Below are 25,164 nucleotides of genomic sequence, written 5' to 3' on the forward strand. Positions count from 1 at the left end.
CCGCTCCTACAGGTAGATCGCGCGACGGCGTCGTTTCTGCAGAGCTGGCGCACCTACCGACCGTCATTCCCGCGAAGGCGGGAATCCAGGGCTTGATCGAAGCATGGCTCTGAAGTCTCTGGATGCCGGCCTTCGCGGGAATGACGGCAGGCAAGAACGACGCGAAGCCGGACATGAAAAAGGCCGCCCGTGGGCGGCCTTTTCCTTTGTTGCGCATTCAGCGCTTCAACAACACCCGAACCGCCCCCCGCCATAACGCGCTTCCTGGCGCTCGCGGAAGAACGTCGCGTAATCCGGAATCGGCCGCTCCGGATGCTTCTCCATCAGGTGCCGGACGTAGTTGTCGTAGTCCGGCACCCCGCAGCACAGCCGCGCGGTCTGCACGATGCGCCGCCACGCGCGCTTGAACGACTGGTACTGGCCGACGGGAACGAGCGCGGTGCCCATCACAGGTTCCCCATTTCGTGCGGCTTGAGCGCCACGTACGGCGACTCGCGGTCGCTGCGCTGCGGATTGGCCCGCGCCTTCATGATCGCGCCCAGCGAATACACCAGCACGCTGAACACCACGAACAGGAACAGCGCGGTGAGGCCGGTGTTGACGTAGCTGTTGACCATGATCTGGTGCATCTGCTCCAGGCTCTTGGCCGGCGCGGTCACTTCGCCCTTGGCGATGGCGGCGCTGTACTTGTGCGCCTGGGCGAGGAAGCCCACCGCCGGGTTGGAATCGAAGATCTTGATCAGGCCGGCGGCGGTGGTGCAGATCAGCAGCCACACGGTCGGCACGATGGTGACCCAGGCGTAGCGGTCGCGCTTCATCTTGAACAAGGCCACCGTGCACAGCATCAGCGCGATGCCGGCGAGCATCTGGTTGGCGATGCCGAACAGCGGCCACAGCGTGTTGATGCCGCCGAGCGGATCGACCACGCCCTGGTACAGGAAGTAGCCCCACAGCGCCACGCAGCCGCCGGTGGCGATCAGGTTCGGGCCCCAGGCCTCGGTGCGGCGCAGCGCCGGCACGAAGCTGCCGAGCAGGTCCTGCAGCATGAAGCGTCCGGCGCGGGTGCCGGCGTCGACCGCGGTCAGGATGAAGAGGGCCTCGAACAGGATCGCGAAGTGGTACCAGAACGCCATCGTGTTCTCGCCCGGCAGCACGTTGTGCAGGATCTGGGCGATGCCGACCGCGAGCGTCGGCGCGCCGCCTGCGCGGGCGAGGATGGTGTGTTCGCCGATGTCCTTGGCGGTCGCCTCCAACACCTCGGGCGTTACCGCGAAGCCCCAGCCGCTGATGGTCTGCGCGACCGCATGCACGTCGCTGCCGACCAGCGCGGCCGGGCTGTTCATGGCGAAGTACACGCCCGGGTCGATCACCGAGGCGGCGACCAGCGCCATGATCGCGACGAAGGATTCCATCAGCATGCCGCCGTAGCCGATGTAGCGCATGTGCGATTCGTTGGCCAGCAGCTTGGGCGTGGTGCCCGAGGAGATCAGCGCGTGGAAGCCCGACACCGCGCCGCAGGCGATGGTGATGAACAGGAACGGGAACAGCCCGCCCTTCCACACCGGGCCGTTGCCGTCGGTGAACTGGGTCAGCGCCGGCATGCGCAGGTCCGGCATCACGATCAGGATGCCGATGGCGAGGCCGACGATGGTGCCGATCTTGAGGAAGGTCGACAGGTAATCGCGCGGCGCCAGCACCAGCCACACCGGCAGCACCGCGGCGACGAAGCCGTAGCCGATCAGCATCCAGGTGATCTGGGTCGCGGTGAAGGTGAAGGCCGGGCCCAGCACCGGATCGGCGGCGACCTTGCCGCCGTACCAGATCGCCAGCAACAGCAGCACCAGGCCGACGATGGAGATCTCGCCGATCTTGCCCGGGCGGATGTAGCGCATGTACACGCCCATCAGTACCGCGATCGGCAAGGTCGCGATCACTGTGAACATGCCCCACGGGCTTTCCGCCAGCGCCTTGACCACGATCATCGCCAGCACCGCGAGGATGATGATCATGATCAGGAACGCGCCGAACAACGCGATGGTGCCGGGGATGCGGCCCATCTCCTCGCGCACGAGGTCGCCGAGCGAACGGCCGTTGCGGCGGCTGGACACGAACAGGACCATGAAGTCCTGCACCGCGCCGGCCACCACCACGCCGACGATCAGCCACAGCAGACCGGGCAGGTAGCCCATCTGCGCGGCGAGCACCGGACCGACCAGCGGACCGGCGCCGGCGATCGCGGCGAAGTGATGGCCGAACAAGACGTGCTTGTTGGTCGGCACGTAGTCCAGGCCGTCGTTGTTGATGACCGCGGGCGTGGCCCGGGTCGGGTCGAGCTGCATCACCTTGTCGGCGATGAACAGCGAGTAGTAACGATAGGCGACCAGATAGATCGAGACCGCGGCGGTGACGATCCACAGCGCATTGATGTGCTCGCCGCGCCGCAGCGCAACCGTGCCGAGGCAGAACGCCCCGAGTACCGCGAGGGCCGCCCAGCCCACCTTGCCCAGACCATTTTTCATGACGACCCTCCCGGATAGGACCCGGGAAGCGTCGCGCCTGGGCCCGGGCGGGTCAATGCGCAGCGCGGCAAAGGCGCGAAAAAGGGGCTGATACTTTGGTCTTAGGCGCCGGATCGGGGCCGTTGGCGGTGCGATGTCGGGCGGTTGGGTGCGTCGCGGCGGGGCCGCGGCCGGATCGCGGCATCGGTGGGGTTCCGACTGTAGGAGCTGCGCAAGCTGCGACCGCGAAACCGCGCTTGCGTCGCAGCCGCGAGGTCGCGGTCGCGACTCGCGTCGCCCCTACAAATGGCTGCGGCTGCAACGCAGCCGGCGCAACCGGGTTACAACCACTTCGCCCGCTTGAACCCGATGTACAACACCAGGCAGGTCACCACCACCACGCTGATCAGGATGCCGTAACTGAACTGCCCCGCCAGCTCCGGCATGTGGGTGAAGTTCATCCCGTACCAACTCGCGATCAGGGTCGGCGCGGCCAGCAGCGCGGCCCAGGCGCCCAGGCGCTTCACGATCTCGCCCTGGCGCACGGTCACCAGCGACAGGTTCACGCTGACCGCCGCGGTCAGCATCTCGCGCAGGGTGTCGGTGGTTTCGTTGATGCGCACGGCGTGGTCGAGCACGTCGCGGAAGTACAGCTGGATCTCCTCGTCGATCAGCCCGCCGCGCGAGCGCGCCAGCTGGCCGAGGATGTCCTGCAGCGGCGACACCGCCATGCGCAGCCGGGTCAGTTCGCGCTTGAGGTCGTACAGCTCGCGCACGGTCTCGTTGCGGAAATCCTCGGCGAAGATGTCCTTCTCCAGCTCGTTGAGCTCCTGGGTGAAGCCCTCGACGATCGGCATGAAGTTGTCGACCACGCTGTCGAGCACCGCATACAGCGCCGCGCCGGGGCCGTGTTCGAGCAGGTCGGGCTCGCGCTCCATGCGCATGCGCGCGTTCTTGTAGCTGATCGAGGCGCCGTGGCGCACCGTCACCAGATAGCGCGGCCCGACGAACAGATGGGTTTCGCCGAAGCGGATGCGGTTGTCGATCTTCTGCGCGGTATGGATGGCGATGAACAGCGAGTTGCCGTAAGCCTCGATCTTCGGCCGTTGGTGCGCGTTGTGCGCGTCCTCAACGGCCAGATCGTGCAGGCAGAATTCTTCCTGCAGTTTGTCGAGGATGTTCTCGTCCGGCTCGTACAGGCCGACCCAGACGAAGCTGCCGTCGTCGACGGCGAGCACGTCGCTGATCTGGTCCAGGGTGATGTCGCGGCGGCCGCCGTTGCGGTCGTAGGCGGCGCAGTTGATGACGCATTGGGGCAGGGAAGGATCGCTCATGCGCGCATCCTGCCCCCGGGGCCGGGCGGGAGCAAGCGCCCGCGCGCGGGCGCTTGCGGCAAGCCGCGCAGCGGAGCGCGCGCCACGCGCGCGCAAGGCCCGCGTTCGCCGCGACGGACGCTCAGCGGCGCGCGAGCCCGGTTGCCCGGCGGAAACCGAACCACAGGCCCAGGTGGACCGGCAGCCACAGCGCGACCCAATGCGCATTGCGCTGCGGATACACCGGCAGCCAGTACACGAATAGCGAGGCGACCGCGGCCAGCGCCACCGCCAGGCTCAGCCAGCCGAACACCGGTCCGGGATCGCGCCCGCGCAGCGCGCGCACGCCGCCGAACAGCAGCAACAGGCACAGCGGGTCGAACAGCAACAGGTTGCGGTTGGCGTGGATGTAGGTGTGGCCGGTGCCGAGCCAGGCGTAGACCAGCAAGGCGCCGACGACGCCGAGCGCCGCCCACAGCGGCAGCGCGGCGACGGCGAGCACGCGCGGGCTGCGCCGTCCGATCCAGGCCAGCGCGACGCCCAGGCCGATCCCGGCCAGCGCCCACGGCCACCACGGCAGCGGCGTCGCCTCCGGCTCGGCCGGGATGTGCGAGGGCAGCAGTGTCCGCTCGGATTCCACCAGCGGCAGGCCTTCGTCGTTCTTGACCTCGCGCAGGGCCGCGGCGAGGCGTCCGGGCACGTAGGATTCGGCCCACACCGGCACGGGCTTGTCGGTTTCCGGGCCCATCAGCACGTCGAGCACGAACCACATCCACGGCTCGGGCTTGGACAGGCGCAGCGCTTCGCTGCGCAGGGTGTTGCCGTGCGAACGGCCCTCGATCTGCCGGCGCAGGTTGCCGCCCAGCGCGCGGTCGAGCGCGTCGCGCACCCGGATCGAGCAGTTGTCGTCGAAATACTGGTAGCGGTAGAACGCGTTTTCCGGCAGCGCATTGACCCGCAGCGACTCGGCCAGCGCGCGCGCCTGCGCATCATTCAAGTCCAGCCACTGCAACTCGACCTTGCGGCCTTCGTAGCGGTACTGGGCCATGTCCTGGTCGAACGGCAGCGCCACCAGCCGATAGCGCATGTCGTTGCGGACGAAGCGCTGGACGAAGTCCGGGTCGCTGGGGTCGAAGTAGCCGAAGTTGTACGAGATCGCCTTGTCGCTGGCGCGGTCGTAGACGACCAGGGCGTCGTGGCCGAAGCGCGACCAGAATTCCTGGCCCGGCTGCATGGTGACCACGCCGATGCGCGGGACCGTTGAGTCGGTGGCGTCCCGCGCGGAGGGCGGGGGCGTGGCCGGCGGCGTCGCGGCGGGAATGCCCGGCATGCCGGCGGTGTCCGCGGTGGCGCTGGCGGCGTCGGCGGTGCTGGCGCGGGTGGAGGCGCTGGCGGCTTCGGCGGTGGTCGCCGCGAGCGGCGGCGTGGCCTGGGCGAGCGGCAGCAGCGAGAGCAGGGCGAGCAGGGCGTAGAGCCGGACGAAGCGGGGGAAAGCGGTCACGGGCGGCCTGATCCGGCGGGGCGGGTGGCGGTCATTGTAAACAGAGGCGCTGGTCGGCCTGTGGCTGCCCGTGTCGGGCATCGGATGGGCCAGCGGCGCGCCGTTGCGCCGGCTACGCGTTGAGCGAAGAGCGTCGGGGCTGAAGCCCCTCCCACAGTGGGGCTAGGCCTCTCTCAGAGTGTCTCTCTCACAGTGGGGCTGAAGCCCTCTGACAGTGCGTCGTGGGAGGGCCTTCAGGCCCGATGCTTTGTGGGAGGGCCTTCAGGCCCGATGCTTTTCGTCCCGTCCCGTCCCGTCCCGTCCCGTCCCGTCCCGATCCGATCCGATCCGATCCGATCCGATCCGATCCGATCCGATCCGGCGCGGCGCGGCGCGGCGCGGCGCGGCGCGGCGATCCGAGCCGAGAGCATCGGAACTGAAGTCCCTCCCACGAAGCGGTCGCGCGAGGTTTGCGAATCCGAGCGGAACGGCCGACGAGTCGATAATCCGCTGCAGGGCGCTTCCTGTGGGAGGGCCTTCAGGCCCGACGCTTTCCTCTCCGATCCCGATGCACCGACCCATGGCGATCGGAACGAAGCCGCCGCAAACCAGGCCGGGCGCAAACAAAAAACCGGCCCACAGGGGCCGGTTTCCGGTCTACGGACGAAACCGCGCGCCGCGATCCAATCGGTGCCGCTTAATCGGTGCCGCTCAATCGGCGCCGAGCACGCCGACATGGAAGGCATGCACCCGCCGCGCATCGGCGCTGGCGACGCGGAACACGAACCGGCCCAGGGTCAGCTCCTCGCCGGCCTCGGGCAGGTGCCCGATCGCCGCGGTCACCAGTCCGCCGATGGTGTCGTACTCGTCGTCGTCGAAATCGGCGCCGAAGCGCTCGTTGAAATCGTCGATCGGGGTCAGCGCATCGACCACGTACTGGCCGTCGGCTTGCGCGGCGATCAGCGCATCGGTGTTCTCGGCCTCGTCGTGCTCGTCGTCGATGTCGCCGACGATCTGCTCCAGCACGTCCTCGATGGTCAACAGGCCGGCGACGCCGCCGTGCTCGTCGATGACGATGGCCATGTGGTTGCGCGACTGGCGGAACTCGCGCAGCAGCACATCCAGGCGCTTGGATTCGGGAATCAGCACCGCCGGGCGCAGCAGTTCGTGGATCGTGCCCGGTCCGTTGTCGGCGACCACGCCGCGCAGCAGGTCCTTGGCCAGCAGGATGCCGAGGATCTCGTCCTTGTCCTCGCCGTGGACCGGGAAGCGCGAGTGGCCGGATTCGACCACCAGCTTCATCAGGTCGAGGAACTTGGCGTCGGCCGGCAGCGCGACCATCTGCGAGCGCGGGATCATCACGTCGCCGACGGTGAGGTCGGAGACCGCGATCGCGCCTTCCATCATGTGCAGGGTGTCGGCGGCGATCAGGCCGTCGGATTGCGCATCGCGCAGCAATTCGACCAGGTCTTCGCGGGAGCTGGGTTCGCCGGACAGCGCGGAGCTGATGCGGTCGAGCCAGGAGCGCCGTTTCTCGTGGGGTTCCGGCGAGTGGGTACTACTGTCGTCCTCGGACATTCGGTTTTCGGTTGCGCCCCCTGGGGGAGGGGCCGATTCTCCAAGTCTAACCCGGAAGTCGGGTCGGGGCGGAGCGAGTCGGGCGCGGGCGCCGGCCGGGCGATACTGAATACGCCGTTTCGGCATCCTCGCGCGGCACCGGCGCGCGCCCGGGGAAGGATGCAAACGCGGGCTTGTACGGCGCTGGCGGCCGTCAGCGTCCGCGGCAGGCGCTGCGCTGTTCGTCGGACCCGGCGGCGATGCGCAGTCGCCCCGCGTTCGACAGCACCAGCGATTCCACGCGGTCGCCGGAACGGCTGCACAGACTGAAAGTCACGTTGCTGCCCGAATTGCTGCCATCGGGATGGAAGACGATCCGCCGGCGGCCGTCGGTGGTCACCAAGCGCAGGCCGTCGGGCAGCGGCGGCTGGCGTCGCAGCAGGACGTCCCCGGCGCCGAACCTGCGGTCCTCGTCGATGTCGGCGTAGACCAGCCATCCCGAACTCCAGTCCGCGTCGTCGCGGCACCGCCCGCCCGGATCGCTGGGGCATACGACGGCGACCCCTCCGCTGGCGACGGACACCCGATTGGACATGAGCACGCTCTCGCCCAGCGCCGCGCGAACGCTCGCGTACCGGACCGCGAGCAAAGCCGAAAGCGCGGCCGGCGCAGCGACGCCCGTGAGTACGGCGACGACCGCCAGCGCCAGTGCGACCTCGATGACGGAGATTCCCTGCATTCGTTTCATGCGCCTTCCTTGGCGTGCTGTGCGAGGCGTCAGTGTGGCCGCTGCCCGGATCGAGGCGAATAGGAAAACTCCGCTGCGCGGTTCGGAATCGGCCGCGATGTCCGCTGGGGGCGTGGCGCTTCAACCGCACCGATCGGCCGATACCTGTAATAAGAGGCGATGGATCGCGCGCGATGCTCTTCGAGCGCCACATTGCCGCGATAACTGCGAAAGCAGTCGCCTTTTCGATTCCGCTCTTCGCGCACCGCAAAGAAATCTGGACGGAATCCTTGTGAGAAACGCGCACTTTTTCTACTGAAACTCTTCCGTCCGTCTTCGCTCGCCGACCGCCGATCGGTCGCGGTGTTCCCAGCCGACATCGGGCGATCGACGATTCGCCCCGGTCGCAGTCTTGGGGAAACGATCGTGCGCGCACGCAACGTACGCGGTTTCACTTTGATCGAACTGCTCGTGACGATTTCGCTGGTGGCGATTCTGCTCGGACTGGGCTTGCCCGGCTTCCAGCAAGCCATCCGCTCGAACCGGGTCGCCGTGTCGACGAACGAAATGCAGGCCGCCATGACCTTGGCGCGCAGCGAAGCGATGCGCACGCCGCGCGGCGGCCACGTCTGCGCTTCGCGCGACGGGCTGGGGTGCGGCGGAAGCTGGAGCGACGGCTGGATGGTCTGGACCGACCGCAACAACAACGATGTGCCCCAGCCCGACGAAGTGTTGCGCTATTTCAAGCCCACCGCGCAGCTCGAGATCGGCGCCGCGGCGACCGGAGGCGATGCCACCCGGCTCGCCTTCGACTTGCGCGGACGGTTGAAGGACGGGTTCCCGCGCCGCTTCAGCCTCAAGCCGGCGGACTGCGCTTCCGGCGCCAATCTGTTGCGGGAGATCAGCCTGGGCGTCACCGGGCAGGTGCGCATGGAGCGAAAGACATGTCCCTAATCGTCAACCGCATTACCGCGCGAGCGGCGCCGCGTCGTTCGCTGCCTGGCGCGCGTTCGCGCCAGCGCGGCTTCAGCCTGATCGAAGTGTTGATCGCGATGCTGGTGATCGGCTTCGGCCTGCTCGGACTGGCGATGATGCAGACCCTGAGCGTGCGCTATTCGCAGAGCGCCAACTATCGCACCCAGGCCTTCAACCTGGCCTACGACCTGTTCGACCAGATCCGCGCGAACCGCGCCCTGTCCGCGCAGTTCACCAAGATCGACGAGGGCAGCTTCAGCGGGGTGACCGGCAAGAACTGCTCGCGCGCGACCAGCGGCTTCGTCGGCCCGGCCGAGAGCGCGACACGGTGGAAATGCCAGGTGCGCTCCACGCTCGGCGCGGGCGCGTTCGCGCAGGTGACCCAGGACGGCGCGCGCACTACCGTCACGATCAGTTGGTCGGACGCGCGCGCCGCGGTCGGCGCGGTCGGCAACAACGCCAACGGACGAATCACGGTGAGCTCCGACCTATGACCCGCCTCCGCCGCGCTTCCGGTTTCAGCTTGATCGAATTGATGGTCGCCCTGGTCCTGGGGGCGTTGTTGGTCCTGGGCCTGCTCAAGATCTTCGACGCATCGCGCGCCAGCTACAAGCTCTCCGAAGGCTTGGCGCGGGTGCAGGAAAACGGCCGTTTCGCCATGGACTACCTGCAGCGCGATCTGCGGATGGCCGGGCACATGGGCTGCCTCAACGACCAGACCCGGTTCTTGTCGAACCCGGCGGGTTTCCGCTCGGCGTTCGTGGCGCAACAGCGGCCCAGCGAAGCGCAGCTCGATGCCGCGCCCGATGCGCTGCGTTTCAACCACATGATCCAGGGGTTCGAAGCCCGCGGCACCGCTCCCGGCGGCAGCGTCGGGCTTCCGGCCAACGGCGCGTGGGCCGGCTCGCCCAGTCTGCCCGGCCATGTCGCCGCGCTGACGCCGGCGCCGATGGCGGGCAGCGATGTGGTCGCGGTGCGCTTCTTCTCGCCCGAAGGCGTCCCGGTCAAGGCGTTCTCCGCATCGAGCGTGACCGTCGACAGCGCGCGCTGGAACCAGGTCATCGCCGCCAACGGCTACGTTCGTCCCGGGTTGCTGGCGGTCGCGGATTGCCAGAGCGCGATCAGCTTCGAGGCCACCTCGATCGACCAGAGCGGGGCCGATACCGTCATCGGCGTGGCGGTGTCCGGGCTCAATCGGTCCGGCTTGGGCGAAGGGCCTTTTTCGCCGGGCCAGGCCACCCTGTATCGCGCCGAGACGATGGTGTACTACGTCGCGCCAAACCCCGAGGCCGGCAACGAGCCCACGCTGTACCGGGCGCGTTTCACCGCAGAGCCCGGCGCCGCGACGGCGACCCTGGTGGGCGGTGCGCCCGAGCCGCTGGTCGAAGGGATCGAGAACATGCAGTTGATCTACGGCCTGGACAGCCAGACCGATCAGACGCGCCAGCCGACCGGCTTCGTTTCGCGCCAAGCCGTGGCCGATGCGGTGCAGCCCGGCGCAGATCGTCTGCCATGGCGCCGCGTCGGATTGGTGCAGGTCGCGTTTCTCTTGCGCAGCGCCGACGGCGCCGGCGCGCCCGCGGGTCTGATCGCGGAGAAGCCGAGATTGCTGGGCGTACAGACCGCGCCGCCCGACGACGGCCGCTACCGCACCGTCTACGAATCCACCATCGCCTTGCGCAACCGACTGTTCGGAAACTGACCGGAGCACGCCCATGCCCTCCATCCGCCTATACCGGGCGCCGCCGCGGCGCCAACGCGGCGCGGCGCTCTACGTCGCCCTGATCATGCTGATCCTGCTGGCCTTGCTCGGCCTGGTGGGCATGCAAGTGACCGGCATGCAGGAGCGGATGTCGGCCAACTACGGCCGCGTCAGTACGGCGTTCCAGAACGCGGAAGCGCTGGCCCGGCAGCGGGAAACCGCGATCCGCACGGCGCTTTACGCAGGCGGCGGCACGTTCCAGGCCGACGAGGAGCTGTGTTCGACGACGTACGACCCGTCGACCTGGGCCAACGCCGCCGCCTCCGATAGCGCCACCCATATCCGCCGCATCGACAAGTGCGTTCCGGCATCGAGCCTGGTCGTGGGCGGAAAGAAGAACGAAGACACCGGAAACATCTACCAGGTCAGCGCCCTGCGCGGCGACCTGGACGCGAACGCCGGCGCCAGCGCCGCGGTCGACACGATCTTCATTCCTTGATTCGGCGGGTTACGACATGAATCCCAAGACCCAACTGCGCAGCGCCCTGTGTGCCGTCGCCGCCGCGTCGGCTGTCGTCGGCTGGCTGTGGCTCAGCAATTCCGGTGAGAGCGTCGCTTCGAGTAACGATTACGCGATCGCCGAAAAGCCGCTGTACACGGCCAACTCCGTGCCGCCGCTGATGATGCTGGTCGCTTCGCGGGACGAGCAGTTGTTCGAGAAAGCCTATAGCGATTACTCGAACCTCACCGATATCGACGGCGACGGCCTGCTCGATCCGACCTACGACAACTCGCTTACCTACGAGGGCTATTTCGATCCCGAACTTTGCTACTCGTACGACGAGGCGAGGAAGGTGTTCAAGGCGGTGGCCGGGCGAAAAAAAGACCACAAATGCAACGGCCAGTGGAGCGGCAATTTCGCCAATTGGGTCTCGATGAGCCGGCTCGACCTGCTGCGCTACGTGCTTTACGGCGGAAAGCGTTCCGCCGACTCGGCCAGCCAGACGATCATAGAACGCGCTCATTTGCCCAACGACAGCCACGCCTGGTCGAAGGTTTATCGTGGCAGCGACATCGCCAGTTACGTTCCCGGGGGGAGCGCGCCGATGACGTTCTGCAACGTCAGTCTGGAGGATGGTATCGAGTACGACAGGACGGGTAGAGGGGCGCCGTTGCTGAGGTACGCATCCGGGGCCTATCCGAGTTGGGGCGTGACCGAGTACGCCCAGTGCCTGGCCAAGTTGGGGCCGCTCGGCGTCGACGGCGGCGCGCCCGACGGCGACGGCGACCGACCGGCGCGGGCGGCCATCACCAACAAGGTTATGCGGGTCGAAGTGTGCGACCCCACGGTTGGCGAAGACGCCCGCGAGAGCTTTTGCCGTCCGTACGGTAGCTCCTGGAAGCCGGCCGGCCTGCTGCAGGAGTACGGTGAAACCGGCAGGCTTCGCTTCGGCATGATTTCAGGGACCTACAGCCGGCCGCGCGACGGCGGGGTGCTGCGCAAGAACGTCGGCCTGTTCGCCGGCAACGCCGCCGCCGGCGGTTGCGCGACGGGCGACGAGGTCGACCTGTCGAACGGTACGTTCTGCAACCAAGGCAACGGCAGCGAGGGCATCGTCAATACACTCGACCGTTTCCGGCTAGTGAACTGGGACGGGAGGGAAGTCGGCTGGAATTCCAGGAACAGCGGCGGCAGCTGGGATTTCAATTACGGCTGGGGAAACGATTGCCCTTACATGCATTCGAATGCGTCGATCGCCGATCCAGGTCCGGGGTCCGGGGCCGCATGCACGGCTTGGGGAAATCCCATCAGCGAGATGTACGCCGAAGCGTTGCGCTATCTGGCCGGCAGCTCGCCGACCGGCACCTTCGGGGCGATCTCCACAGTCGGCGATGCAACCGGGGCGCCTCGTCCGGCCTGGGTCGACCCCTACGGGCCGGCCAAGGCCTACGGCGGCGGCAACAATTACTGCGCCAACTGCCGCATCATGATCCTGTCCAGCGGCACCAATACCTACGATGGAAACAACATTCCCGGCTCGCCTTCCGGACTGGACTCCGCGGCCACCGCCACCGCCGCACTGGGCCAGGCCGAGGGCATCAACGGAAGCAAGTACTTCGTCGGTTCCGGGGCGACGGCGCCGCAGGCGAACCTGTATCAGTCGTCGGCCACATTCGTCTGTACGGCCACGACGATCTCCAATCTGGCCTGGGTGCGCGGTATCTGCGACGACGCTCCCCAGCGCGAAGGAAGCTATCTGGTTGCCGGGCTGGCCAAGACCGCCTATGAGAAAGACCTGCGTTCGGATCTGAGCGCCAAGGGACGTCCGGTCGGGCGGATCAACAATGTCGTCACCTATGCCGTCGCTTTGGCCGATACCCTTCCCAAGATCGAAATCGATATGGGAGGAACCGGCGCGGCGGCCCGCGTCATCACCCTGTCGCCGATATGCAAGGCGGGCGATTTCTCCAGCGGCCGAAGCTGCCAGCTGATCGATACCCAGGCCGGTCAGCAAGCCGGTGCGGGCGGGCGCGTTTACGGCCGGCATTTTCGTACCGACGGCCGGGCCGGTAGCCTGATGTATACCTGGGACGGCGCCGCGGCCGGCGAATCCAACGATCGCGACGTCACCTTCATGATCAGCTATTGCGTCGGCTCGGCCTGCAATGTCGAGACGACGACTGGGTTCGCCGGCTACGACGTGTGTTGGGGCACCGGCATCGACGCCGACACCAATGTGCAGTCGGCGCCGGTTTGCAGAGATGCCAACCAGCGGCCGTTGGTGGCCGAAGACGAGGTGCTAGTTCGAGTGGAGGGCATTGGTTCCTCGTCGGGCGGACATTTCTACATGGGGTTCGGTATCACCGGCGCGGTCTCCGGAAATCAGGCGTATCCGGGCGTCTACCGTTACGATCCTCCCGGAAACGGAAGCAATTGCCGTCGTCCCAATGGCGCGGTGTGCTCGGCCAGCGCGACCTTCAACCTGCTCACCGGCGAATCTCCGGACCAGGTGCGTTGGCCGATGAACAATGCCTTCAATCGCCAATGGCGACGGCCGGTCGTGGTCAAGTTCGCCGCGGCGAACCAGGCTTCCAGCTCGCTCGAATCCCCGCTGTGGTTGGCAGCCAAGTACGGTACGCAGATCAGCGATAGCGCCGACAACGATGCCAACCCGGATTGGGACAACGACGGCGACGGCGAGCCCGACAACTATCTGCTCGCGCGCGATCCGGCCAAGTTGAAGCAGCAACTGCGAACCCTGATCGAGGATGCCGCGGCGCCGCCTTCGGTCAGCGGGGGCGGAGCTTCGGGCGCGCGCTTGACGCCGGACGCTTCGTTCGCCATCGACGCCTCGTTCAAGATGGAGGTGACGAAAGCGACCAACGACTGGGTCGGCAATCTCTCCGCCTATAACCTCAACCAGGACGGCACCCTCGGCAGCGAACGCTGGAGCGCGGCCAGGATGCTGACCTCGCAGGCCGCCGGCGGCGCACGCAAGATCCGCATGGTGCTGGAGCCGACCAAGGTCGGCGCGAACGGCGCGGTTCAGGTCGCCGCCGCGGTGCGCGATTTCACCGCGGGCGAGCTGGCGTCGAATCCCTTGATCGGCCCATTGCAGCGCCTGGGCCTGACCGGTACGGAAAGCTGGATGGCCGGCAAGACCGCGGCCGACGTGGTCGCGTATCTCAAGGGCGCGACCAACGGCGCGCCGTTCCGCAGGCGCAGCGAAGTATTGGGCGACATCGTCAACTCGACCTTGGAGATCGTTTCGTCCAAGGACGATTTCGGTTGGGGCGATTGGGCGCTGCAAGCGTCTCCGGGCTGGAAGGGCCAGCTCGGCGGCAGCTATAAGGAATTCGTCAAGAACAAGAACCCGACGCGCAACACGGCGTATGTCGGCGCGAACGACGGCATGCTGCACGCCTTCGACGCGACCGCCAGCGGCGGCCGGGAGCGCTTCGCCTATATCCCGTCGGCGGTGCTGTCGCGCATGGGCGACCTCGCCAATCCCTTGTACGACCACCGATACACCATGGACGGCGACGTGGTGTCGGGCGATGTGCCGACATCGGCGAGCGGCGACTGGCGTACCGTGTTGCTCGCCAGCGCCGGGGCGGGCGGACGCTCGCTGTCCGCGCTCGACGTCACCGATCCGGACGGATTCGGCAATGCGTCGGTGCTGTGGGAGTTGCGCGGAACCAACGGCAACGGCAGCGGTGCCGCCACCGACGACCTCGGGCATGTGCTGGGGCGGCCGGCGATCGTGCCGATCGTCGGCGCCAGCGCGACCAGTCCGCCGCGCTGGGTGGCATTGTTCGGCAACGGTGTCAATTCGAGCACCGGCGCGCCGGTCCTGTTCGTGGTGGACGTGAACACCGGCGCGGTGTTGGCGCGGTTGAAGCCGACCGGGTCGGAGTATGCGGTCAGGAACGGCCTGATGAACGTCGCGCCGGTGGCGCTGTACAACAACGACGGCCTGGTCGACGCGGTCTACGGCGGCGACCTGCAGGGCAATGTGTGGAAGTTCGATCTGTCCGGAGGAGCGGCGAGCAGCTGGTCGGTCGCGTTCGGCGCGACGCCGTTGTTCACCGCGAAGGATGCGGCCGGCGCCGCGCAACCCATCACCGGCGGCCTGGAAGTCTCGCGCGGGCCCGGCGGCGGAGCCACCGTGTACTTCGGTACCGGCCGCTACTTCGCGGTCGGCGACAACATCGTCAGCAATCCGCAGGTGCAGAGCCTGTACGGCATCTTCGACCGCTGTTCGAGCCCCGCCTGCGCCACGCCGATCCGCGGCGACCGCACTGCGGTGCTGGGCGAGCAGATACTGAGCGTGGGGACGAACAACGCCGGTTATCGCGTGCGCAACGTGAGCCGCAACGAGCCGAAGGAGTCGGGTTGGTTCATCGACCTCAAGGTCGGTACTGCGACAGGCGAGCGCTTCATCGGCCGGCCGCGGCTGCAGAACGGCAAGGTGTTCTTCACCACCTTCGAGCCGCTGGGCGACAACTGCGAGGCGGGCGGACGCAACTGGTTGTTCGGCGTGGACATGCGTTCCGGCGGCGGTTCGATGGCCGGCGTCAGCACCTCGCCGGGCGGCAGCAACGTCTGCAGCGGCGATTGCGGCAGCGTATCGCTGGACAACAAGGTCAGCGCGCCGGCCAAGCACACCGATGTATTGCTGCCGCCGCCGCCCGGCTCGCAGATCGTCGGTTGCGGTACCGATCCGAGCTGCTCCAACGAAGCCGCGTTGCGCGAGCAACTGGCTACGAAGCAGTGCTCGATGGTCCTGCGCAGCAACGGATCGGGCCCGCTGTATCTGCCGCGTCCGTGCGGACGGCAGTCGTGGCGTCAGGTGCGCTGATGGTTCCGTCGACCAAGGTGGAGAGCTTCGGTATGTCCGTTCAAGGTTTTGCGGAACTTCATGGTCACGGCCGCGCGCGGGGGCAGGCGGGCTTCACTTTGATCGAGTTGATGATCGCGGTCGCGATCGTCGGTATCTTGGCGGCGATCGCCTATCCGGCGTACGACGACAGCGTGCGCAAGGGGCGTCGCGCGCAGGCCAAGGCGGACTTGGTGGAACTGGCGCAGCGCGCGGAGCGCTTTTACACGCTGAACAATACCTACGCGGGTTTTTGGGGCAGCGTGCCGTCGGGCGACAAACGCTCGCCGCGAACCGGGAACGCCTTTTACCTGCTCGAGCGCTCGTCGGGCGATACCGATGCCAATGCGTTCACCTTGTCCGCGACGCCAACCGGAGCGCAGGTCGCCGATTCCGGATGCGGGACGTTGAGCATCAATCAGGCGGGCGTTCGTTCCATCTCCGGCTCGATGGAGCCGGCGCGTTGTTGGTGACGAACGGACTGCGTTTCGCGCGACGGCATTGAGCCGCGGAAGATTCCTACACCGGTCAGCGGCGAAGCCTGCCGGACATAGGGCGAGGGATGAGGGAGGATCGCTTCGTCGGTACGGCGGGCCCGCCGTACCGACGAATCCAGGGACGATTCACTTTTCAAGGAGGAATGCAATGCGCATTGGCAATCAGTGGTGGGCCGTGTTGTTGCTGCTCGGCGTGTTCGGGCAGTCGAATCAGGCTCTGGCGGCTCAATCCAAGCCGCAAGCGGATACGGCGAGCTATACCGAGCTCGGCGGTTATCTGCACAGCGATGCGGAGATAAACGCCTGGTACGAACTGCTGTATCGCCTGCGCGAGAACTTCGACGAGATCTGCGGCGACACGTTCTGCGAGGGCGATTACAGCAACATCCAGGCGCTGCGTTTCGTCTGCTCGGTCGAAACCGGCAGCGGCGTGCTCGGGCAGTGCGTGTGGACTTTCGCGGCCAGCCACGAAGAAGTCGATGCGGCGACCGGGCGCGTCGCGGTCGCTCCCAAGGTCTGGCGGTGCCGCGCGCCCCTGGCGCGAAAGACCACCGCGCAGGCCTTGCTGGGAGCGTTGGCGGGCGAGCGCCCGCTGTACGCGCCCTTGCCGGGCACGACCAAATCCATCTACGACGGGCTGATCGACTGTCTGTGAGCCGCGGCAGGCGCAGCGGCCGGGATGGCGCGCGGCGTCCGCGCCTCGCGCCATCGGTCTCCGGGCTTCAATCTTCCAGATAGGGATCGGCCACGCCCAGCGTCGCCAAAATCTCCCGCTCCAACTGCTCCATGCACTCGGCTTCCCGCTCGTCCTCGTGATCCCAGCCGAGCAGATGCAGCACGCCGTGGACGGTCAAGTGCGCGTAATGGTGATTGAGCGCCTTCTTCTGCTCGCGCGCCTCGCGCGCGACCACCGGCGCGCAGATGACCAGGTCGCCGAGCAGGGGCAGCTTGACCCCTTCGGGCAGGCCCTCGGGCATGTCGGCCGGGAAGCTCAGCACGTTGGTGGCGTAGTCGCGGCCGCGGTAGTGGCGGTTGAGCGAACGGCCTTCCTTGCTGTCGACCAGGCGGATCGCCAGGTCGGCCTCGCGGATGCGGCCCTCGAGCGCGGCGGCGACCCACTTGCGGAAGCTCGCCGCGGCCGGCAGGCCCTTGCGCGGCAAGGCGTAGTTGATGGCGACATCGAGTCGGACGGGACCTTTGGTCATCGTGGCGCTCACTGGCAATGCGAAGGTTCGGGTGCTGCGGTAGCGGCGTCGCGGCTGCAGCCGCGGGCCGGCCGTGGTGGTGCGGCGGACGCGGCCGCGGTCGCGCCGGCGCCCGCGCCGTCGCGGAACCGGCGACGCGCGAGCGTCCGGACCGTCGCCTCAGGCGGCCGGGCCGGTCTGCGCGTCCTTGGCGTCGCGGGCGTCGTAGGCGCTGACGATGCGCGCGACCATCGGGTGGCGGACCACGTCCTTGGCCTCGAAGAAGGTGAAGCTGATGCCGTCGACGTTGCGCAGCACGTCCAGCGCGTCCTTGAGGCCCGACTTGACGTGCTTGGGCAGGTCGACCTGGGTCAGGTCGCCGGTGACCACCGCGGTGCTGCCGTAGCCGATGCGGGTCAGGAACATCTTCATCTGTTCGATGGTGGTGTTCTGCGCTTCGTCCAGGATCACGTAGGCGTCGTTGAGGGTGCGCCCGCGCATGTACGCCAGCGGCGCGATCTCGATGACATTCTTTTCCAGCAGCTTGACCACTTTCTCCACGCCGAACATCTCGTACAGCGCGTCGTACAGCGGGCGCAGGTAGGGATCGACCTTCTGGGTCAGGTCGCCGGGCAGGAAGCCGAGCTTCTCGCCGGCCTCGACCGCCGGGCGCACCAGGATCAGCCGCTGCACGCGCGATTCGTTCAGCGCCTCGACCGCGCTGGCGACGGCCAGGAAGGTCTTGCCGGTGCCGGCCGGGCCGATGCCGAAATTGATGTCGTGGGTGGCGATGGCGTGCAGGTACTTGGCCTGGTTGGCGCCGCGGCCGCGGATGGTGCCGCGCTTGACCCGGATCGCGACTTCCTGCGGTTCGAATGCCTGCTGCACCGCCAGTTCGGCGCCGCTTTCGGTCAGCGCGAGATGGATCGCGCTGTCGTCGAGGGTTTCCTCGGCCGCGTCCTTCCACAGCCGGCGCAGCAGCTTCTCGGCGCGGCCGACCGCGCCGTCGGGACCGTCGATGCGGAAGATGTTGCCGCGATTGGCGATTTCCACGCCCAGGCGCAGTTCGATCATGCGCAGGTGGCCGTCGAACGGGCCGCTGAGGTTGGCCAGGCGCTCGCTGTCGGCGGGGTCCAGGGTGAATTCGGAGGCGGTGCGTACGGGCATGGCGGAAGCGTAGGCGGATCGTGCACGCGATGCGTGCCGGGGTGTCACAGCTTGCGCCTGTCGGCGGTTTTTCGCAAAGCCGCGACCGCCGGGCGCGGCGGATCGCGGGCGGGGCGGCGCGTCGGCGCGGGGCTACGCGATCGCGGCGGTGTCGTGCCTGGGGGGTCGTCGCAGAGGGTCGGCGAAACTCAGCGGCGCGCGCTGCGCAGCGCCCGCCAGATCCGCGCCGCGCCGATCACCACCAGAACAGCGGAGCCGATCAACCACAGCAGCGATACGGTGTCGGTCTCGAAGCCGCCGTGGCGGGTTGCGCGCATCCAAGCACGCACCAGTCCCAGCGCGCCCAGGCCCAGGAACCAGAAACCCAGCGCCTCGCGCCGCAGCAGGCCGGACTTGGGCGGCGGGGCGGGGGCAGGCGAGGGCGGCATGGCAGGCTCCTTCGGCCGGCGGCAGGGCGCGGCTCCGGCGTGCGGACAGGATCGCGGGCCGGCGGGACGCGGGCAAGGGGCGGATCGTCGCGGTGGTGGCGCGGATCGCGGCAGCGCGACGGCATGCGCGGTATTGCGGTTGAGCCAGGGCGCGGACAAGGCGTTTCGCGCAGGTCAGCTATAAGCGGAGATGCAGTGGGAGGGACTTCAGTCCCGACGCTTTTCATTCAGGTGGCAGCGAAACGATCGGCAAGCCTCGGGACTGCAGTCCCTTCCCTTCGACGGCGTGGCCTGTCCCGCTATCGGCAAACCCGCCGCGCTGACGCATACTGCGCCCGCACATGGACATCAGAACGACGCAGCACAGCCCGCCGTCCGGATCGGCGGCGGACACCGCCGGCGCACGCCGCGGCCACGGCGCCACCGCCGACCTCGACTGGCGAGTGCGCATCGCCGGACTCGGCCGTTATCTGCCGCGGCGGCGCGTCGACAGCGCGCAGATCGAGGATCGGGTCGGGCTGCCGCGCGGCTGGGCGCTGGAGAACAGCGGCGTCGCGTTCCGCCACTGGGCCGAACCGGAAACCGAGCGCGCCAGCTGGATGGGCGCGCAAGCCGCGTTGCAGGCCTGCGAACGCGCCGGCATCGAGCCGGGCTCGGTCGATCTGATCGTCAACGCGTCCGGCTCGGCCGAGCGCGCCATTCCCGACGGCGGCCCGCTGCTGCAGCGCGAACTCGGCCTGGGCCGCTCCGGCATCGCGTCGCTGTCGGTGCACGCCACCTGCCTGAGCTTCGTCGCCGCGCTGGAGCTGGCGGCCGAACGCATCCATCACGGACGGATCGAGCGCGCGCTGGTGGTCAGCAGCGAGATCGCCTCGGTCGGCCTGGATTTCGCCAATCCCGAAGTCTGCACCCTGTTCGGCGACGGCGCCGCCGCGGCGGTGCTCGAGCGCGCGGCCCAGAACAGTCCCAGCCGCATCCACCGCATCGCCTGGCGCACGATGGGCGAGGGCGTGGAGATCACCACATTGCGCGGCGGCGGCAGCTGGCGCCCGCCGCTGGGACCGAACACGGTGCCGGCCGATGCCTTGTTCTCGATGCAGGGCCAGGCTGCGCTGCGCAGCGGCATCCGCCTGGTGCCGCACGTGATGCGCAAGCTCGGCCTGGACGACATGGCCGCGCGCGCCGCATTGCGCTGGGTGGCGCCGCACCAGGCCAGCCGCGCCGCGCTGGACGTGATCGAACAGATCGGCTTCGCCGGCGCGGCGATGGTGCGCACCCTGGAACACACCGGCAACTGCATCGCCGCCTCGATCCCGCTGGCGCTGGAGCAGGGCGTGCGCGAAGGCCAGATCCGCCGCGGCGACACCGGCATCCTGCTCGGCACCGGCGCGGGTTTGTCCGGCGTCGGCCTGACCCTGACCTACTGACCCGGACGAGGATGCGGACCGCGCTGGACATCGCGAAGGTTCCGATGCTTGTGGTAGGGCCTTCAGGCCCGATGCTTCGCGCTCAGTTCGCGGCGAGCGGATCGAAAGGCGTCGGGGCTGAAGCCTCTCCCACAACAACGGCCCGGGCCGCGAGCGCTTCGGTGGGAGGGCCTTCAGGCCCGATGCTTTGCGCTCAGATCGCGGCGAATGGATCGAAAGGCGTCGGGGCTGAAGCCCCTCCCACAACGGCGGCCCGAGCCGCGAGTGCTTTGGTGAGAGGGCCTTCAGGCCCGATGCTTTGCGCTCAGATCGCGGCGAATGGATCGAAAGGCGTCGGGGCTGAAGCCCCTCCCACAACGGCGGCCCGAGCCGCGAGTGCTTTGGTGAGAGGGCCTTCAGGCCCGATGCTTTGCGCTCAGATCGCGGCGAATGGATCGAAAGGCGTCGGGGCTGAAGCCCCTCCCACAACGGCGGCCCGAGCCGCGAGTGCTTTGGTGAGAGGGCCTTCAGACCCGATGCTTTGCGCTCAGATCGCGGCGAATGGATCGAAAGGCATCGGGGCTGAAGCCCCTCCCACAACAGCAGCCCAGGCCGCGAGCGCTTTGGTGGGAGGGCCTTCAGGCCCGACGCCTTTCGATCCGCTCGCCGCGAACGACGCGAACCGTCCCCGCGCCGCAACCTCATCCACGGATACTGCCCGCTTCCTTCATCGCAACGCTCCGCGCGCAGGCCGCCATCCATGACCGCCGAACGCCGCATCGTCGTCACCGGCGCCACCGGTTTCCTCGGCGGCGCGCTCGCGCGCCATCTGGCGGCGACGCGGCCGTGGCAGCAGGTGGTCGGCTTGGGGCGCGACGCCGGCCGCGGCCGCGCGCTGCAGGCGCAAGGGGTGGAATTCCACGCGCTCGACCTGACCGACGAAGCCGCCGTGCACCGAGTCCTGCGCGGCGCCGACACCGTCGTCCACTGCGCCGCGCTGTCCAGCCCCTGGGGCCGGCGCGAGGCTTTCGTCGCCGCCAACATCACCGCCACCGAACACGTCGTCGCCGCCTGCATCGCGCGTCAGGTGCGGCGGTTGGTGCACATCTCCACGCCGGGCATCTATCACGACGGCGCGCCGCACCTGGGCATCCGCGAAGACCATCGCCTGCCGGCCAAGCCGGTCAACGACTACGCCGCGACCAAGCTCGTCGCCGAGCGCCTGGTGTTCGAACGTTGCGCCGGCGGCGGCGTATCGGCGCTGGCGCTGCGGCCGCGCGCGATCTTCGGTCCCGGCGACAGCGCGATCCTGCCGCGTTTGGCGCAGGCGCTGCGCGCCGGCCGGCTGCGCCGCATCGGCGATGAAGCCTGCATGGTCGACCTGAGCTACATCGACAACGTGGTCGACGCCACCGTGCTGGCGATCGACGCCTCGTGGCGGCTGGGCGGCCGCGTCTACAACATCAGCAACGGCGAGCCGGTGGCGATCTGGAGCGTGATCGACCGCCTCGCCGACGCGCTGTCGCTGCCGCGCCCGCGCAAGCGCGTGCCCAAGCCGTTGGCGCTGGCGCTGGCGAGCGCGGTGGAAGCGTTCCATCGCCGCTTCCGGCCCGACATCGAGCCGCCGCTGCTGCGTTACGGCGTCGAACTGCTCAGCGTCGACATGACCCTCGACATCGCCAGCGCGCGCGAGGAACTGGGGTATCGTCCGCGGGTGAACATGGACGAAGCGCTGGACAAGACCTTGCGCGAATTGGCGCGCGCGGAGCGGCGGACATGAGCGGAGAGGTCGCGCTGACCCTGGCCGCGTCCGGCCACAGCTGCGCCGATCCGCGCCATCTCGGTCTCGCCGCCGGCGCGCGCATGCGCTTTCCCGCGGGCTGGGCGCTGATCGAGCATCCGGTGCAGGGCGCGATCCTGTTCGACTGCGGCTACGGCCCGGACGCGCGCGAGGCGATGCGCGCGGGGCTGCGCTGGGTTTACCGCCGCGCCATCCACGCCTGCTGCCCGCCGCACGCCGACGCCGCGCACCTGCTGCGTCAGCGCGGCCTCGATGCCGACGACGTGCGCCTGCTGGTGATCAGCCATTTCCACCCCGACCACATCGGCGGGCTCGGCGAATTCCGCAACGCGCGTTTCGTCGCCCATGCCCAAGGCTGGCGCCGGATCGGGCAGGCCGGCTGGCTGGAGCTGCTGCACGCGCAGATCTGGAAGGAATTGCTGCCGGCCGATTTCGCCGAGCGTCTGCAATTGCTCGACGAGGAAGGCCGGCGCCCGCTCGCGGCCGACTTGGCCGGCCTCGGCGAAGGCTGGGACCTGTTCGGCGACGGCAGCCTGCACGCGCTGTCGCTGCCGGGCCACGCCCGCGGCCAGATCGGCCTGGCCTTGCGCACCCGCGACGGCGAACGCGTGGTGCTCGCCGCCGATGCGTTCTGGCGGCGCGAACAGCTCGACCGGCCGCAGGCCCTGCCGTGGCTGACTCAGTTGCTGGCGATGGACGACGCCGGCGCCTACCTCGACACCCTGCGCCGGCTGGCGCGGTTCCGCGACACCCACCACGGCGCCTGGGTGATTCCCTCGCATTGCGCCGACACGCTGGCGCAGTGGCGCGAGCGGCATCCGCAATCGGTGCTCGACGCGGCCGATTGAACGGCTGCGGTGGCGGGTGGATTCGTTTCGTTTCGCAAGCGGCGTTTCGCCAACTCGATGATCGAGTCCGATCGCGTTTCCTTTGCTGGCGAGGTGCAAGTCGCGCCCGCGACAGCGCGGCTATGGCGTTGCTTCCGACGCGAACGGGCAGCCCCGCGGTCGCGGCTCGCGCCGCTCCTACAGGTAGATCGCGTGGCGGCCGGAGCCCCTGTAGGAGCGGCGCAAGCCGCGACCGCGACGACGCAGTTGCGACGGAACTTTCGGCGCGAGCGACGGCGGCCATGCGGCCCGGCCCGACAGGACGCACAGCCCCAAAACGACCGCTCGTCGGAGCGATCTTGCCAACTAATTAATCATTGAATTAAATATAAGTATGGACACCCCAAAGCCCGCCCGGCGCGGCCGCCCGCGCAAGACCGAGGCGCCCAAGCGCGCGCCCGGCCGGCCCGCCGCCGCCGACAACCCCGACCTGCGCGAACGCCTGCTCGACGCCGCCATCGCCTGCTACGCCCGCCAGGGCATCGCCGCGACCTCGCTGCGCGCGATCGCCGCCGAGGCCGGCGTCAATCCGGCCTTGCTGCATTACTACTTCGGCGACAAGGAGCAACTGCAGGAGGCGGTCAGCAGCGAGCGGCTGTTCCCGCTGATCGTCGGTCTGCGCGAGGGGCTGGCCGACGACGGCGACGACGTCTTCGATCTGGTCGGACGTTTCGTCGCCAACATGGGGCGCATCATCGAAACCCATCCGTGGCTGCCGTCGCTGTGGGTGCGCGAGGTGCTGTGCGAGGGCGGGGCGCTGCGGCAGACCCTGCTGTACGACAAGATCGGTCCGCTGCTGCCGCGCATGCTCGCGGCGCGCTTCGCCGACGCGCAGGCGCAGGGCCGGATCAACGCCGACCTCGACCCGCGCCTGCTGATGGTCAGCCTGATCGGCCTGACCCTGTTCCCGGCGGCGAGCGCGCCGATCTGGCGCCATCTGTTCGGCGCCGAAGACCTCGACCTGGCGGCGCAGCGCCGCCACGCATTGGCCCTGCTCGATAAGGGATTGACGCCATGAGCGCGCAGCGCGACGCCCGCAATGCCCAGATCCGCACCGCGCCGTCCGCCGCCGCGACGGCGCTGGCCGCGTTGATCCCGCTGCGCAGCCGCGCCCTGGCCGCGGCCGCACTGCAGGACGCGGTTGCGCCGCCGGCGGCGGCACGCGCGCCGCGTCGCGCCGAAACCTTGGCGTCGCCGGGCAGCCGCGCCGCGTTGCGCAGCGCCGGCCTGTGCGCGCTGGCCGCGCTCGCGCTCGCCGGCTGCGCGCGCCCGCCGCCGCAGGCGCTGGGCACGCTGGAATGGGACCGCATTACCTTGCCCGCGCCCGCGGCCGAGAAAGTCGTGCGCATCGACGTGCGCGAGGGCCAGCGGGTCAAGGCCGGCGCGCGCGTGCTGCAACTCGAACCCGACCGCACCCGTTCGCAACTGCAGGCCGCGCAGGCGCAGGCGCAGCAATCGGCGCAGGCGCTGGCGGAACTGGAAGCCGGCCCGCGCCGCGAAGCCATCGAGCAGGCCCGCGCCAACCTCGCCGCCGCGCAGGCGCAGCAGCGCGACGCCAGCGCCTATTTCGAGCGCGTGCGCCCGCTCGGCCAGCGCCGCTTGATCGCCGCGGCCGACGTCGACCGCGCCCGCGCCGCCGCCGGCAACGCGCTCGCGCAGGTGCGCGCGGCCGAAGCCGGGTTGCTGGAACTCGAACGCGGCAACCGGCGCGAAGACATCGCCCAGGGCAGGGCCGCGCTCGCCGCCGCGCAGGCCCAGGCCGCGGTGCAGCAGACCACGTTCGCCAAGCTCGACGTGGTCGCGCCGCGCGACGGCGTGATCGACAGCCTGCCGTACAAGCTCGGCGACCAGGCGCCGGTGGGATCGCCGCTGGCGGTGATGCTGGTCGGGCCGCGCCCGTTCGCGCGCGTGTACGTGCCCGAGCCGATCCGCCAGGACGTGCGCGTCGGTCGCGCCGCCAAGGTCTATGTCGAAGGCCGCGTGCGCGCCTGGAACGGCCGCGTGCGCATGATCCGCAGCGAGTCCAGCTTCACCCCGTACTACGCGCTGACCGGCGAGGACGCCGCGCGCCTGAGCTATTTGTGCGAGGTCGAATTGACCGACGCCGACGCGGTCGAACTGCCGGCCGGCCTGCCGGTGCGGGCCGAGTTCGCGCCGTGAG

General features: G+C 68.7%; 22 protein-coding genes and 1 pseudogene. 13 read left to right on the top strand and 10 right to left on the bottom strand.

The features are described from left to right. Nucleotides 1-225: 225 nt before the first annotated feature. From JHW41_RS07660 to JHW41_RS07685, 6 genes are all read right to left on the bottom strand, one after another. On the bottom strand, nucleotides 226-447 hold the full coding sequence (locus JHW41_RS07660) for a YbdD/YjiX family protein (protein ID WP_057948431.1): 222 nt from the start codon (nucleotides 445-447) through the stop codon (nucleotides 226-228). Next, entirely contained in the window at nucleotides 447-2,519 is a 2,073-nt protein-coding gene (locus tag JHW41_RS07665) for a carbon starvation CstA family protein (RefSeq protein WP_078999833.1), read from the bottom strand. The genes JHW41_RS07660 and JHW41_RS07665 overlap by 1 nt, the downstream gene beginning before the upstream one ends. 320 nt (nucleotides 2,520-2,839) lie before the next feature. After that, nucleotides 2,840-3,832 (bottom strand): magnesium/cobalt transporter CorA, encoded by a 993-nt coding sequence (corA, locus tag JHW41_RS07670; protein WP_057948429.1) that lies wholly within the window; start codon nucleotides 3,830-3,832, stop codon nucleotides 2,840-2,842. Between the two features lie 121 nt (nucleotides 3,833-3,953). Continuing rightward, nucleotides 3,954-5,312, bottom strand: coding sequence for a DUF4105 domain-containing protein (locus tag JHW41_RS07675; RefSeq protein WP_250449530.1), 1,359 nt, complete (start codon nucleotides 5,310-5,312; stop codon nucleotides 3,954-3,956). Nucleotides 5,313-6,002: 690 nt separating this feature from the next. Next, nucleotides 6,003-6,869, bottom strand: a complete 867-nt coding sequence (locus tag JHW41_RS07680; protein ID WP_057948428.1) for an HlyC/CorC family transporter — start codon at nucleotides 6,867-6,869, stop codon at nucleotides 6,003-6,005. A 193-nt stretch (nucleotides 6,870-7,062) separates the two neighbouring features. Continuing rightward, entirely contained in the window at nucleotides 7,063-7,596 is a 534-nt protein-coding gene (locus tag JHW41_RS07685) for a GspH/FimT family protein (RefSeq protein ID WP_250449531.1), read from the bottom strand. A gap of 405 nt (nucleotides 7,597-8,001) precedes the next feature. Between JHW41_RS07685 and JHW41_RS07690 the strand changes: the two genes are divergently transcribed. From JHW41_RS07690 to JHW41_RS07720, 7 genes are all read left to right on the top strand, one after another. Then, nucleotides 8,002-8,529 (top strand): GspH/FimT family pseudopilin, encoded by a 528-nt coding sequence (locus tag JHW41_RS07690; RefSeq protein ID WP_139382093.1) that lies wholly within the window; start codon nucleotides 8,002-8,004, stop codon nucleotides 8,527-8,529. After that, nucleotides 8,520-9,044: a type IV pilus modification protein PilV gene (gene pilV, locus JHW41_RS07695; RefSeq protein ID WP_078999828.1), complete on the top strand. Its 525-nt coding sequence runs from the start codon at nucleotides 8,520-8,522 to the stop codon at nucleotides 9,042-9,044. The genes JHW41_RS07690 and pilV overlap by 10 nt, the downstream gene beginning before the upstream one ends. Continuing rightward, nucleotides 8,966-10,252, top strand: coding sequence for a PilW family protein (locus tag JHW41_RS07700; protein WP_250449532.1), 1,287 nt, complete (start codon nucleotides 8,966-8,968; stop codon nucleotides 10,250-10,252). Before pilV ends, JHW41_RS07700 begins: the two co-directional genes overlap by 79 nt. Nucleotides 10,253-10,265: 13 nt before the next feature. Further along, complete coding sequence (locus JHW41_RS07705; protein ID WP_250449533.1) at nucleotides 10,266-10,751, top strand: pilus assembly PilX family protein; 486 nt, start codon at nucleotides 10,266-10,268, stop codon at nucleotides 10,749-10,751. Nucleotides 10,752-10,767: 16 nt separating this feature from the next. Next, complete coding sequence (locus tag JHW41_RS07710) at nucleotides 10,768-15,615, top strand: pilus assembly protein (protein ID WP_250449534.1); 4,848 nt, start codon at nucleotides 10,768-10,770, stop codon at nucleotides 15,613-15,615. Then, nucleotides 15,615-16,106: a type IV pilin protein gene (locus JHW41_RS07715; RefSeq protein ID WP_343226597.1), complete on the top strand. Its 492-nt coding sequence runs from the start codon at nucleotides 15,615-15,617 to the stop codon at nucleotides 16,104-16,106. Before JHW41_RS07710 ends, JHW41_RS07715 begins: the two co-directional genes overlap by 1 nt. A 172-nt stretch (nucleotides 16,107-16,278) precedes the next feature. Then, nucleotides 16,279-16,785 carry a hypothetical protein gene (locus tag JHW41_RS07720; protein ID WP_057948422.1) on the top strand — a complete coding sequence of 169 codons (507 nt, stop codon included), beginning with the start codon at nucleotides 16,279-16,281 and terminating at the stop codon, nucleotides 16,783-16,785. 67 nt (nucleotides 16,786-16,852) lie between these two features. Here the strand turns inward: JHW41_RS07720 and ybeY are convergent, their stop codons facing one another. The 3 genes from ybeY to JHW41_RS07735 form a co-directional block, all read right to left on the bottom strand. Next, the gene (ybeY, locus tag JHW41_RS07725) at nucleotides 16,853-17,335 is read right to left on the bottom strand and encodes an rRNA maturation RNase YbeY (RefSeq protein ID WP_057948421.1); all 483 of its coding nucleotides are present in this window, start codon (nucleotides 17,333-17,335) and stop codon (nucleotides 16,853-16,855) included. 159 nt (nucleotides 17,336-17,494) lie between these two features. Continuing rightward, a complete protein-coding gene (locus tag JHW41_RS07730) occupies nucleotides 17,495-18,481 on the bottom strand; it encodes a PhoH family protein (RefSeq protein ID WP_250449535.1) in 987 nt (328 codons plus the stop codon). Nucleotides 18,482-18,669: 188 nt separating this feature from the next. Continuing rightward, complete coding sequence (locus tag JHW41_RS07735) at nucleotides 18,670-18,909, bottom strand: hypothetical protein (protein ID WP_078999822.1); 240 nt, start codon at nucleotides 18,907-18,909, stop codon at nucleotides 18,670-18,672. 341 nt (nucleotides 18,910-19,250) lie between these two features. On the opposite strand from JHW41_RS07735, the gene JHW41_RS07740 reads away from it, so the two are divergent. Next, the gene (locus JHW41_RS07740; protein WP_250449536.1) at nucleotides 19,251-20,336 is read left to right on the top strand and encodes a 3-oxoacyl-[acyl-carrier-protein] synthase III C-terminal domain-containing protein; all 1,086 of its coding nucleotides are present in this window, start codon (nucleotides 19,251-19,253) and stop codon (nucleotides 20,334-20,336) included. Nucleotides 20,337-20,380: 44 nt separating this feature from the next. After that, nucleotides 20,381-20,920 (top strand): annotated as a pseudogene (locus JHW41_RS26600) (DUF6053 domain-containing protein); the annotation flags it as partial. Here JHW41_RS26600 and JHW41_RS26605 read toward each other — a convergent pair. Next, nucleotides 20,863-21,024 (bottom strand): DUF6053 domain-containing protein, encoded by a 162-nt coding sequence (locus JHW41_RS26605; RefSeq protein ID WP_428995474.1) that lies wholly within the window; start codon nucleotides 21,022-21,024, stop codon nucleotides 20,863-20,865. The pseudogene JHW41_RS26600 and the gene JHW41_RS26605 sit on opposite strands and share 58 nt — an antisense overlap. Nucleotides 21,025-21,075: 51 nt before the next feature. On the opposite strand from JHW41_RS26605, the gene JHW41_RS07745 reads away from it, so the two are divergent. The 4 genes from JHW41_RS07745 to JHW41_RS07760 all read left to right on the top strand — a co-directional run bounded on the left by JHW41_RS07745 (nucleotide 21,076) and on the right by JHW41_RS07760 (nucleotide 25,163). Further along, entirely contained in the window at nucleotides 21,076-22,095 is a 1,020-nt protein-coding gene (locus JHW41_RS07745; RefSeq protein ID WP_250449537.1) for an NAD-dependent epimerase/dehydratase family protein, read from the top strand. Continuing rightward, nucleotides 22,092-22,964, top strand: coding sequence for an MBL fold metallo-hydrolase (locus JHW41_RS07750; RefSeq protein WP_250449538.1), 873 nt, complete (start codon nucleotides 22,092-22,094; stop codon nucleotides 22,962-22,964). Before JHW41_RS07745 ends, JHW41_RS07750 begins: the two co-directional genes overlap by 4 nt. A 373-nt stretch (nucleotides 22,965-23,337) precedes the next feature. Then, on the top strand, nucleotides 23,338-24,021 hold the full coding sequence (locus JHW41_RS07755) for a TetR/AcrR family transcriptional regulator (protein WP_250449539.1): 684 nt from the start codon (nucleotides 23,338-23,340) through the stop codon (nucleotides 24,019-24,021). Beyond that, nucleotides 24,018-25,163 carry an HlyD family secretion protein gene (locus JHW41_RS07760; protein ID WP_250449540.1) on the top strand — a complete coding sequence of 382 codons (1,146 nt, stop codon included), beginning with the start codon at nucleotides 24,018-24,020 and terminating at the stop codon, nucleotides 25,161-25,163. Before JHW41_RS07755 ends, JHW41_RS07760 begins: the two co-directional genes overlap by 4 nt. Nucleotide 25,164 lies beyond the last annotated feature (1 nt).

Source organism: Lysobacter enzymogenes (assembly GCF_023617245.1).
Taxonomy (GTDB): Bacteria; Pseudomonadota; Gammaproteobacteria; order Xanthomonadales; family Xanthomonadaceae; genus Lysobacter; species Lysobacter yananisis.